Here is a 10,552-nt window from a genome sequence, read left to right as displayed (position 1 = left end):
CCCGCAGTGGCGTACTGCGCGTGGATGATGAACTCCATTTGTCGCCATTGCCCGCAGAGGACGAAGACCCAGAAGTGACCAAGCTGCGCGCGGCTTTGGATCACCGCATCGGTGAGGTTCAATTGCCGGAAGTGATTCTGGCAAGGAGGGGATGATCGCGAGCGCAAAAGCACGTGGCCACAACCCTGCAGACGACAACGAAGCGGATGCGATTGCACTGGCCTACCTGACCCACGATCGCCAGATGCCACAGGAGGTTTGAGATGAAAGTCCCAGCACAACCCTACCCGGGCAGCCGGGGCCCGGTTTACACCTTTGCCCTGCGTTGGCGCAAAGAGCAGGACTTGGCGGCCAAGGGCCAAGGTTATGTGCCCATGCACTTTGACATGGGCGAAGCCTTCCAGTTTGACTGGAGCACTGAATACGCGGTCATTGGTGGTTTGCGCAGGCGTTTGGACCTGGCCCACACCAAGCTGGCGGCCAGCCGGGCGTTTGTGCTGTCGGCCTATTACAACCAGGCGCACGAGATGTTGTTTGAGGCCCATGCCCGGGCCTTTGCTGTGTTTGGCGGCGTCACCAAGCGCGGCATCTACGACAACATGAAGACGGCGGTGGACAAGGTGGGCGAAGGCAAGAAGCGCATCGTCAACGCCCGCTTTGAGACGATGACGGGCCACTACCTGTTTGATCCCGAGTTCTGCAACCGTGCAGCCGGCTGGGAGAAAGGCATTGTTGAGAAGAACGTTCAAGACCGACGCCGCGGCATCTGGCGCGAAGCCAGCGAGCGGCGCTGGAATTCACTTGAAGAGCTCAATGCCTGGCTGCAAAAGGCCTGTGTCGAGGCCTGGGAGCATCTGCAGCATCCTGAGTGGGTGCACATGACGGTGGCCGATGTGTACCAGGACGAGCGGCTGCGGCTGATGCCCAACCCCCGGCCCTTTGATGGGTACATCGAGCACCCGGCGCGGGTGTCTTCCACATCGCTGATCAGCTTCCAGCGCAACCGCTACAGCGTGCCGTGCGAGTGGGTCAATGCCATGGTGAGTGTGCGGGTGTACCACGACCACCTGATGGTGGTCTCGCCAGACGGGGAGTTCATCCGGCTCAAGCGCTGCTTTGAGCGGGACCAGACGATCTACGACTGGACGCATTACATTGCGCTGATCGAGCGCAAGCCTGGGGCGCTACGCAACGGCGCACCGTTCAGGACGATGCCCGAGCCATTGCGGCAATTGCAGGATCAGTTGCTGCGGCACCCCAGCGGCGATCGGGTCATGGCACAGGTGCTCAACGCGGTCACCTTGCACGGTCTGGAGGCGGTGCTGGTGGCCGTGGAGCTGGCCTTGCAGTCCGGCAGGGTCAGCGCTGAGCATGTACTGAACGTCCTCTCGCGCCTGAAGGAGCCCAGTCGCAACAACGAGCCGGTGCACACCCACCTGAGCCTGAACAAGCCATCACAAGCCAATGTGGATCGGTATGACCGACTGCGGGCCCAGCAATGGAGAGATCAGGAGGTGAACCATGCTTGACATGATTGCTGACTTCAAGGAGTTGGGACTGCACGGTATGGCCAGTGCCTGGCCAGAGGTTCAAGGCACGGCCCGCATCAAGTCGCTGGACCACGAAACGGTGCTGATGCAATTGATCAAGGCCGAGAAGGCGCAACGCGAGGTGTGACCTTGCCCCTGTTCCGTGTAGTTCTTAGCCCAACGATTACGCGGCCTTTTTACGCTGTGCCTCGTACCAGCGTTGCTCGAACTGCATCGGGCTGAGATAGCCCAGCGACGAATGCAGCCTGCGGTGATTGTAGAAAGCCATCCAGTCCATCACAGCCTGCCTGGCCTGCTCTCTGGTGGCGAACTTGTGCCCGTGCACGCTGGCAGTCTTCAGTCGACCCCAGAAGCTCTCGGTCGGCGCGTTGTCCCAGCAGTTCCCCTTTCTGCTCATCGATGAGCGCATGCCCCAGGCTCTCAAAGTGGCCTGGAACTCCCCGCTGCAATATTGACTGCCCCTGTCGCTGTGGAATATCAAGCCAGCCGCAGGCCGCCGACGCCACCACGCCATGGCCAATGCGTCCTTGACCAGGCTGGCTTGCATGTGGGGTTGCAAGCTCCAGCCCACCACCTGGCGGCCAAACAGGTCGATGACAGCAGCCAGGTATAGCCAGCCCTCGTCGGTGGCGATGTAGGTGATGTCGCCACTCCAGAGCTGGTTGGGCGCCTCGGGGTTGAAGCGCCGCTGCACCATATCGGGCGCCACCGGCAAACTGTGCCTGCTGTCGGTGGTCACCACGAACTTGCGTTTGGTCTTGGCCTTGATGCCGTGCTGTTTCATCAGCTTGCGCACCCTGTCTTTGCCCACCCGAATGCCCCGCGCCAGCAACTCCTTGTGCATGCGTGGCCAGCCATATTCGCCCTTGACTTCGGCGTGGATGGCACGGATGTGAGCCAACAGGGCCTCGTCGCTGTGGCGCCCGGACGGCCCACTGCGGCTGGCCTGGCGCCTGCGCAGCCAGTTGAAATACCCGCTGGCGCTGACTTCCAGCACATCGCAGGCCAGGCTGACCGGATACAGCCCTCTCATTTGGTGAATCCAGGCGTACCCCGCAGCGTGTCCTGCGCGAAGTACGCCGCGGCTTTTTTTGCGATGTCGCGCTCCATCCTCAAGCGGGCGTTCTCTGCCCTCAGGCGGGCCAGTTCCATCTGCTCTGGGGACACCCTGGCAACCTTGTCATCAGCACCCGCCCCGCTCAAATCGCCCTTTGCAAACTGGCGAACCCAATTGCCCAGGGTGGCTTTGGGTATGCCCAAGACCTTGGCCACCACGGCAATGGCTTGGCCAGCCCGCACCTGGCGCACCGCCTCCATCTTGAACTCTTGCGTGTACTGCGCACGCACCTGCTTGTGTGTCATCTCTCAGCTCCTTGTCGATATTTTCAACAAGGCTAAGAGCTCCACTTTTCGGGGGCAACCTCACGCCTATGTTGAACGATTCAACAAGACCTACCGCACCGAGGTGCTCGACTGCTACGTCTTCGACAGCCTGCAGGAAGTGCGTGACATGACGGCCGATTGGCTGCACCGCTACAACCACCATCGTCCCCATGAAGCCCTCGGCCGAATACCTCCGGTCGAGTACCGTGTCAAACTGTTCCCCAACCTCTACTTCTGACTGGCTCAGGAATTCGAGGGGACTTCACTGGGTGCGTATACCGTGCGGTGGCATGTTGCGCGCCGTCGCAGGCCCGCGTGGTGCGCAGGCTTGGGTTAAGACTGGGCATCTGCGCAGCATCGACGCGCCTACGCCACGATGAGTGAGAGATCCGGCAAACGCAGCGAACTTGAGTTACGGGCCCGCGCCAAGGTCCAACGTTCAGGCCTGCGCGACCTGAGCTTTCGCTCACTCGCCGATGAGGTCGGGGTCAAGTCATCCAGCGTGCACTATTACTTCCCTGAGAAGAGAGACCTCGCCGCAACCCTAATCCGCAACTACAGTAACGACTTCTTGTTGCGATTGGCCAGGGTATCGTCTGACAACGTTTCGCTCATATCCAAATTGATGACCTTTGTCGATCTGTTCGAAGAGGCTGCCGCTGATGACAAACTTTGTCTGTGCGGGATGCTCGCGGCCGAACTTTTGGCCCTCGATAAGGAGTGCCGATCACTACTGGAGGAATTTTTCAAGGCAGCCGAGAGCTGGCTTGTTGATGTGCTGCACGATCACAAGTCGGATGTTGCAAGCTCTTTGCCGTCGACCAAATTGGCGGCGGTGATGATGAGCGGGCTGGAAGGTGCGCTTTTACTAGACCGGGTTCAAGGCGCCGGAGTGCACCTGCAGGCACAGCGGCAGTTGATTTCGAGCTTAGTGATAAGCGAACGCAGGCTCTAAAACCCGCCTTGGGCCATTGGTGGGGGCGAACCCGTGTACTTCCAGTGATCTGTGCCGAATTGATGACAGCATGCCGCAACCTGAGCCGGACAGGACATTGGCCTGGTCGAAATTCAGCGTTGTGAGACCGATGGAACTCACGGACGCTGAGTTTCTGATTGACTACCCCTTCGACAGTTGCTTGGCAATGATGCTTCGAGCCACATCATCCGCATCTTTCATGGGCACGGTTGGCGCTTGTGTCATGTAGGCAGGGTTCGCCGGGGCGGGTGCGCCCAACATCTGGCCGCTGGTGTCATGGGTATCCACGGTGGCGAGCATCGATAGGCCCACTCGCAGTGGATGGGCGCGCAGTTCCTGCGGGTCGAGCGCGATGCGAACCGGCACGCGCTGCACGACCTTGATCCAGTTGCCTGTGGCGTTTTGCGCCGGCAGCAGCGAGAACGCGCTTCCCGTTCCCGGAGACAAGCCAAGCACCTTGCCGTGGTATTCGATCTTGCCGCCGTAGGCATCAGCCTCCAGCGTGACCGGTTGCCCCACGCGGATGTTGCGCAGCTCTGACTCTTTGAAGTTGGCATCCACCCAGAGCTGATCGACAGGAATGATGGTCATCAACGCGGTGCCCGGAACGACATGCGTGCCCACTTGCACACTGCGCTTGCCCACGTAACCCGATACCGGAGCCAGCACCGCATTGCGCCGCGCACCAATCCATGCCTGGATGAAGTCAGCCTTGGCCGCAAGCACGTTGGGATGCTGCTCGATGGCCACGCCTTGCAAACCTGCGCGGGCTGTCTCCAATTGCTTCTCGGCCACGTTCAAAGCGGACTCGGCGGTCTGGACAGTTTGCTGAGCGTGCGCGACTTCCTCTAGCGGCAGGGTCTGATCGGCTGCCAGGGGCTGCCTGCGGGCAAAGTCGTCCTGAGCCCGTTTGAGTTCCTTACGTCGTAATTCGACGGTGGCTTCGTACTGAGACAGTCCGGTGTACCGCTCACGCAGTTGGCGCACCACGGAGCCTAATTTCGCTTCGGCCTGGGCCAAGGCCACCTCGGCATCGACGGGATCAAGCTTGACCAGTTCGGTGCCTGCTTGCACCAGTTGCGTTTCGTCCGCGCTGATGGCGGCGACGTTGCCGGTGACCTGTGCGGTGAGGGTCACCACGTTCCCGCCGACATAGGCATTGTCGGTTTCCTCCCGCTTGGAGAGAACCAGCGCGGCATACACAGCGTAGAGGGCCGCACCGACCACAAACAGCGCGGTGATGCCGATCAGCACCCAGCGGCGCTTGCGTTGCTGTTGAGGCGTGCCTGTGTCAAGTTGAGTATCTGTCATGTCATTTCCCATCAATTCATCAAAGTGTTCTTGGCCTGTGCCGTTGCGGTGCTGACCGCGTGATAGCCGCCGCCCAGAGCCCTTGTCAGCCGCAGATCGGCTTGCAGCCGCTGCCGAATCAGCGCCAATTCGGCTTGCTTGTCTTGGAGCGCCGCCACGTCGGCACGTAGCAGGCTGGCGCGATCCGACAACCCCCGATCCAGCTTCGCCTTCGTGTTGCGTTGGAGGGCCGCTGTATTGGTGGACATGGCTTGCTGTTGCTCAAGTTGCTTGTCCAAGCCCTTGATCGCGGCAACGGTCTGCGCCACTTCGCGTGTGGCGTCCAGCACCTGCTGGTTGTAGTTGGCGATCAATTCATCCCGGCCACTGCGCACGGATGCCAACTGGCCTTTCAAGCTGTCACGCTTGAAGATTGGTAACGACAGCGTGGGGCCGATGAAAAAGGTGCGGCTGCTGGCCTGGAACAGGTCCGACAAGGACAAGGAGTCCAGCCCCAAGGACGCGCTGAGGTTGATCTCTGGGTAGAACGCGGCTTGTGCGGCCTCGACGCGACTCATCGCGGCCTCGACACGCAAATGCGTTGCCTGAAGGTCCGGCCTGCGGGCCAGCAGCTCAAAGCCGAGTTGGGCGGGAACCCCTTCATGAGGCGTTGGCAAAGGACGAATCGCGAGCTGGTTGATCCATGGGGCATTGCCACCGACCAGCGCCCGCAGCGCCTCCCTTTCCGCCAGTGCATGCGCCTGGACTTCGGCCAGACGGCGTTTCAGCTCGGCGAGCTTGGTTTGCTCGACCAGCGCCTCGTCCGAGGACACCAAGCCTCGCGCCTGACGCTTTTGCTTGTCCGCCACCAGCGCCTGCTGGATGGCAAGCTGCTCCTGAAGATCGGCCATGACCGCACCATCGGCCTGGTACTCAAAGTAGCTTTGTGCCACTGACAAAGCCAACGCCTGCCGGACCTGGACCTGCTCTGCTTGGCGAGCGGCTTTCTCGCCCGCAGCGGCCGTAATTAGCGAGCGATTCTTGCCCCAGACATCGAGGTCTTTTCGGATGCCCAATTGCACATTGAAGTCGCTGAATGTGCCTCCGCCAATGGGGGCAGGAAGCAGCCCATTGGCCGAGTAGCGTTGACGGTTGGCTGACGCATCGACACCGACACCCACTTCATCACTGGCGCGTGTGATGACCAGCGCCGCCTGAGCTGCGTTGACCCGAGCAGCGGCGGCTTCAAGGCTCGGGCTGTCATGCAGGGCCTGCTCGATCAAGCGGTTCAGTTGTTCATCGCCATATCGTTGCCACCAGTCATCCCGAGGCCATGCGCCTTCTGCCGCCTGACGAAGATCGTCCGGCAGTTGCACCGAATTACCATCGGTCTGGCGCAGCGTGGTGGACTCCGGTGGAACACTCACGCACGCGACCAGCGACAGGCTGATCGCCAGCGTGATGTACGAGTGTTTGAAGGAGAGTGGAAAAGTGGTGTGCATAGTTACTCCATGGCGGCATGGTCGATTTGACCGGCGTCTTTGGAGCGCGCCTGCCGCATCAAGATCAACAAGGGGATGATGGCCAGCGTCATGAGGAACATCATCCAGAAGTTATCGATGTAGGCCATCATCGAGGCCTGCCGCGTGATCTCCGTGTTCAGCAAGGCCGCGCCCGCGCCAGAGGTGCCGTAGAAGGCATTGACCGAGGGGCTTTGCAGCGCCGTGTTGGCCACATTGATGTGCTCTGTCAGCGAGGCGTGGGCGATTTGCGTATTGCGGGTCAACAGGGTCTGCACCAGTGCGATCCCCACACTGCTGCCGATGTTGCGCACCAGGCTGTAGATGGCCGTGCCTTCCGCGCGCATTTGCGGCGGCAGAGTGGAGAACGTCGCCGTACTCAGCGGAACGAAGACCAGTCCCAGGCCGATCCCTTGAATTACGCCGGGCCAAACGATGTCGGACTGCGACAGCACAAGCGTGTAACGGCTCATCTGCCACAAGGACAGAGCCGTCAGGCCAAATCCGGCCGCCAGCAGATAGCGCACGTCTACCTTGCCAACCAGACGGCCGACGATGACCATGGCCAGCATCGTGCCCAAGCCGCTGGGCGCGGTGACCAGCCCCGCTGTTGCGGCCGGATAGCCCATCAGGCCCTGCAACATCGACGGCGTGAGCGCGCGCGTGGCAAACAAGACCATGCCCACGATGGAGATGAAGACCAAGCCGGTGACGTAGTTGGAGTTCATCAGCAGGCGGTAATCGAAAAACGACTTGCCCGCAGGGCGCAAGGCGGTGTGAGCGATGAAGTAGGCCAAGCTGATCGCCAGCAGAATGGCTTCGATCCAGGTCTCGCGCGAGGAAAACCAGTCGTTTTGCTCCCCCCGGTCCAGCAACATCTGCAAAGCCCCGATGGCCAGGCTCAAGGTCACGAAGCCGAACATGTCAAAACGCATGCGGCGTGTGGCGGGCGTCTTCGGGATGTAACGCCATGCCCCGTACAGCGCCATGGCCCCCACCGGGACGTTGATGAAAAACACCCAACGCCAGTCGTAGGCATCCGTGAGCCAGCCACCCAGCGTGGGGCCAAGGATCGGCCCGATCATGACGCCCATCCCCCACACGGCCATGGCCGAGCCGTGCTTCTCGCGAGGGTTGATGTCGAGCAGGACGGCTTGAGACAGGGGAACGAGCGCGGCACCAAAAATGCCCTGAATGAAACGGGCCAGCACGATCTCGGTGAGCGAGCCCGCGATGCCGCACAGCACCGAGGCGATGGTGAAACCGGCAATCGAGGCCAGAAACACGTTCTTGCGCCCGAAGCGGTCGCACAGCCAGCCCGTCAGGGGCATGGTGATGGCTGAGGCCAGAATAAAGGACGTGAGCACCCAGGTGATCTGATCCTGAGATGCCGATAGGTTGCCCTGCATATGAGGCAAGGCCACGTTGGCAATGGTTCCATCCAGCGCCTGGATGATCGTTGCCAGCATGATCGAAATCGTGATCATGCCGCGATGCTGGATGGGCTGTGTCGGGCTTTCGGCCGCTGCTGAACTCATAGCCCCTCCTCGATTCTTGACTGCAAGGCTTCGAGGAGCTGCGTGACATCGAGCAGTCGATCCCGGTCCACGCCGCTCAAGACCTCCTGTCGGTAACGGGATGCTTCAGACCTGACATTGGCGTAAAGCTCGCGCCCCGCGTCCGTCAGCATCACATGCTTGACTCGACGGTCTGTCTCAGACGGATGCCGCTCCACCAGGCCAGACTTGACGAGACGGTCGATGAGGCTGACCAGAGAAGGCCCTTCCACACCCAGTGCATGTGCGAGCTCAATCTGGGAGAACGCGCTCTTTGTTTTGGCAATAGTGGTGATGGCGAGCCAACCGGCCTGACTTACCCCCAGGTGCCGGAGGCGGCGGTCTACCGCTTGGCGCCAGGTGCGGGCGGTACTGTGCAAGGCCAGCGCAAAGCGTTCTTCGATGGAGACAGCGGGCATTAGTTCGCACTATAATGATTAGCAATTTATCGATTGTAGGGCAAAATTGGGCCCGATGACAATCGCGCCCGGGAGCGCCATGTAGCGCTGCCGGTCCGAGCAGTGGGTGCGCTCAAGCCATAAAGCCGGGATGAAAGGAGATTTCGATGTTCAAGAAGATAGTGCTCGCCTACGACGGATCGACGTTCAGCGCCGTTGCGCTCAACCAGGCGGCTGAACTTGCGCGTCTGCATGGGGCGGAACTACACCTCATCGGCATCGCCACGCTTTCCAGTGGCGTGGCCATTGCCCAATCCGTGGGCTTTGTTGATGTCTGGGGCGAGGAATACGCAGCGTTGGAAGCTGTCCTGAAGCAGGCTGTATCCGATCTGCGTGATCAGGGGCTTAGCGTTGTCTCAATCGTCAGAAGCGGGGAACCTGCCAGCGAGATCGCCGCCTATGCACATGAAATTGGCGCAAGTTTGGTCGTCTTGGGGCACACGGGCAAAGGCGTTTTGTCCCGTTGGTTCCAAGGCTCAGTAGGTGCAATGCTGCTCGACCATTTGCCCTGCAGTCTCTTGATTGCAACCCAATGAACAACGTCCATTTTGATCCACCGGGGAATAACAAGGCGCAACGCTTTCAAGAGGAGTAATAGATGGGCAAGAGCGATGACATTGATTGGTTAGAACAAAATGAAAATGGTTGGGTGCCTCTAAGCTTGCCTTCCACGATTGGGCACGAAACTTTTGTCTCTGGTGATTTAACTGGGCACAGGCTGAATGTCCGCTATTTTCGTGACCCGACTGAAGTGTCTGTGATAGCCAAGGCGGTGTTTGGACCAGGAACCCAAGGTCCCCCTGGGCATGCACATGGGGGAAGCATGGCTGCGCTTCTTGATGAAACTTTGGGTGTCGCTGCCTGGGTGCAAGGACACCGGGCAGTTGCGGCAGACCTTGGTGTGAGGTTCCGAAACATGTTACCTCTGGGCTCGCGCTGCTTAGTTCATGCCCGAGTTGTTGCCGTCGAGGGCCGAAAGATTTCGATCGAAGGTGCACTCAGCAATGACCAAGGAATTCTATTCGCCGAAGCGACGGCGCTCTTTGTAGCGTTAGATCCCGCGAAATTCGGAAAGCTGGCCGAGGATGCTTCTCGCGTGTTCGGACCGACCGGCACATCCCCGGGGTAATTTGGATCACTCAGCCAGCAAACCATCGGCTTAAGCTGCACTGAGCGATGTAGTCGTCTGGCCCCGCTCGCTCTCTCTTGCGCCCTTGGGTTGCCTCGAAGGACGCTTCGGGCTACAAGCCGGTCTGGCTGGGTGAGTCTCGGGGAACGGTGGGAACAGCGGGGGTGACGGTTTTCTTACCCCGTGTCGCGCGGACTCTCCCTCGGTTGCGCCCTCTGGCGCAGGAAGGCGGGATGAGGGTTATCCTGCGTGCTACACTCCACCACCAAAATCAAGCGCCCAACTGTTCTCAGTTGGGCGTTTTCGTTTTGGCGACCCCCAGACTGTGCGGGGCCCGGCGCAACTCTACGTGTGCCATACCCCTCCAGCATCCGAGGCGGTAGTGCCCCCCAAATCTCATACTCCGCTCTCTCTTCTCAGAAAACTTCTGCGAACACTGACGATTTGGCACACGCAAAACGCCTTTCACGGCAATAGCTTATGCGTGTGTCGGATACGAAGGTTTTGCATTTGGCGTGGAGAGGCAAACCATGAGGTTTGTGTGTTGTCGCACACAACGGTTTGAGAAAACGCTTCAGAAAGTAGTCATCCAGCAGCACACGGCATTGCGTACAGCCCCTGCCGCTTTTGGGTGTTCACCAACTTTCGGTATGCGATCAGAGGAAGGTCGGCTCCCGGTTTTCCTTTGTC

Annotated in this window: 10 protein-coding genes and 1 pseudogene; 6 read left to right on the top strand and 5 right to left on the bottom strand. The window is 60.1% G+C overall.

Going from position 1 to position 10,552, the window contains the following annotated elements; all coding sequences use genetic code 11:
- Positions 1-284 precede the first annotated feature (284 nt).
- Positions 285-1,529 (top strand): annotated as a pseudogene (gene istA, locus Q1W40_RS08645) (IS21-like element ISLisp1 family transposase); the annotation flags it as partial.
- The gene (locus Q1W40_RS08640; protein WP_300710987.1) at positions 1,522-1,677 is read left to right on the top strand and encodes a hypothetical protein; all 156 of its coding nucleotides are present in this window, start codon (positions 1,522-1,524) and stop codon (positions 1,675-1,677) included. The pseudogene istA and the gene Q1W40_RS08640, both read left to right, overlap by 8 nt.
- 36 nt (positions 1,678-1,713) lie before the next feature.
- On the opposite strand, the gene Q1W40_RS08635 is transcribed toward Q1W40_RS08640, so the two are convergent.
- A protein-coding gene (locus Q1W40_RS08635) for an IS3 family transposase (protein ID WP_300710986.1) occupies positions 1,714-2,912 on the bottom strand; the annotation gives its coding sequence in 2 pieces (ribosomal slippage) (positions 1,714-2,645 and positions 2,645-2,912; 1,200 coding nt in all).
- On the opposite strand from Q1W40_RS08635, the gene Q1W40_RS08630 reads away from it, so the two are divergent.
- The gene (locus Q1W40_RS08630) at positions 2,902-3,171 is read left to right on the top strand and encodes a transposase (RefSeq protein WP_300710985.1); all 270 of its coding nucleotides are present in this window, start codon (positions 2,902-2,904) and stop codon (positions 3,169-3,171) included. The two genes, Q1W40_RS08635 and Q1W40_RS08630, sit on opposite strands and share 11 nt — an antisense overlap.
- A gap of 138 nt (positions 3,172-3,309) precedes the next feature.
- Positions 3,310-3,888, top strand: coding sequence for a TetR family transcriptional regulator (locus tag Q1W40_RS08625; protein ID WP_300710984.1), 579 nt, complete (start codon positions 3,310-3,312; stop codon positions 3,886-3,888).
- A gap of 162 nt (positions 3,889-4,050) precedes the next feature.
- On the opposite strand, the gene Q1W40_RS08620 is transcribed toward Q1W40_RS08625, so the two are convergent.
- From Q1W40_RS08620 to Q1W40_RS08605, 4 genes are read right to left on the bottom strand one after another with little or no spacing between them, the layout of a single operon-like run.
- Positions 4,051-5,220 carry an HlyD family efflux transporter periplasmic adaptor subunit gene (locus tag Q1W40_RS08620; protein ID WP_300710983.1) on the bottom strand — a complete coding sequence of 390 codons (1,170 nt, stop codon included), beginning with the start codon at positions 5,218-5,220 and terminating at the stop codon, positions 4,051-4,053.
- An 11-nt stretch (positions 5,221-5,231) separates the two neighbouring features.
- Positions 5,232-6,701 carry an efflux transporter outer membrane subunit gene (locus Q1W40_RS08615; RefSeq protein ID WP_300710982.1) on the bottom strand — a complete coding sequence of 490 codons (1,470 nt, stop codon included), beginning with the start codon at positions 6,699-6,701 and terminating at the stop codon, positions 5,232-5,234.
- A gap of 2 nt (positions 6,702-6,703) precedes the next feature.
- Positions 6,704-8,257, bottom strand: a complete 1,554-nt coding sequence (locus tag Q1W40_RS08610) for a DHA2 family efflux MFS transporter permease subunit (protein WP_300710981.1) — start codon at positions 8,255-8,257, stop codon at positions 6,704-6,706.
- Positions 8,254-8,694, bottom strand: a complete 441-nt coding sequence (locus Q1W40_RS08605) for a MarR family transcriptional regulator (RefSeq protein WP_300710980.1) — start codon at positions 8,692-8,694, stop codon at positions 8,254-8,256. The genes Q1W40_RS08610 and Q1W40_RS08605 overlap by 4 nt, the downstream gene beginning before the upstream one ends.
- A gap of 146 nt (positions 8,695-8,840) precedes the next feature.
- On the opposite strand from Q1W40_RS08605, the gene Q1W40_RS08600 reads away from it, so the two are divergent.
- Complete coding sequence (locus tag Q1W40_RS08600) at positions 8,841-9,269, top strand: universal stress protein (protein ID WP_300710979.1); 429 nt, start codon at positions 8,841-8,843, stop codon at positions 9,267-9,269.
- 62 nt (positions 9,270-9,331) lie between these two features.
- The gene (locus Q1W40_RS08595) at positions 9,332-9,862 is read left to right on the top strand and encodes a PaaI family thioesterase (RefSeq protein WP_300710978.1); all 531 of its coding nucleotides are present in this window, start codon (positions 9,332-9,334) and stop codon (positions 9,860-9,862) included.
- The last annotated feature ends 690 nt before the right edge of the window (positions 9,863-10,552 follow it).

This window comes from Limnohabitans sp., from assembly GCF_030158565.1.
Classification (GTDB): domain Bacteria; phylum Pseudomonadota; class Gammaproteobacteria; order Burkholderiales; family Burkholderiaceae_C; genus Limnohabitans_A.
The sequence above is the reverse complement of the archived record's forward strand: the minus strand, read 5'-3'. Positions and strand labels throughout refer to the sequence as shown.

Coding starts and splice junctions, on each gene's coding strand:
- Q1W40_RS08640 (WP_300710987.1), top strand. CDS start 1,522: ATGCTTGACATGATTGCTGACTTCAAGGAGTTGGGACTGCACGGTATG.
- Q1W40_RS08625 (WP_300710984.1), top strand. CDS start 3,310: ATGAGTGAGAGATCCGGCAAACGCAGCGAACTTGAGTTACGGGCCCGC.
- Q1W40_RS08620 (WP_300710983.1), bottom strand. CDS start 5,220: ATGACAGATACTCAACTTGACACAGGCACGCCTCAACAGCAACGCAAG.
- Q1W40_RS08615 (WP_300710982.1), bottom strand. CDS start 6,701: ATGCACACCACTTTTCCACTCTCCTTCAAACACTCGTACATCACGCTG.
- Q1W40_RS08610 (WP_300710981.1), bottom strand. CDS start 8,257: ATGAGTTCAGCAGCGGCCGAAAGCCCGACACAGCCCATCCAGCATCGC.
- Q1W40_RS08605 (WP_300710980.1), bottom strand. CDS start 8,694: ATGCCCGCTGTCTCCATCGAAGAACGCTTTGCGCTGGCCTTGCACAGT.
- Q1W40_RS08600 (WP_300710979.1), top strand. CDS start 8,841: ATGTTCAAGAAGATAGTGCTCGCCTACGACGGATCGACGTTCAGCGCC.
- Q1W40_RS08595 (WP_300710978.1), top strand. CDS start 9,332: ATGGGCAAGAGCGATGACATTGATTGGTTAGAACAAAATGAAAATGGT.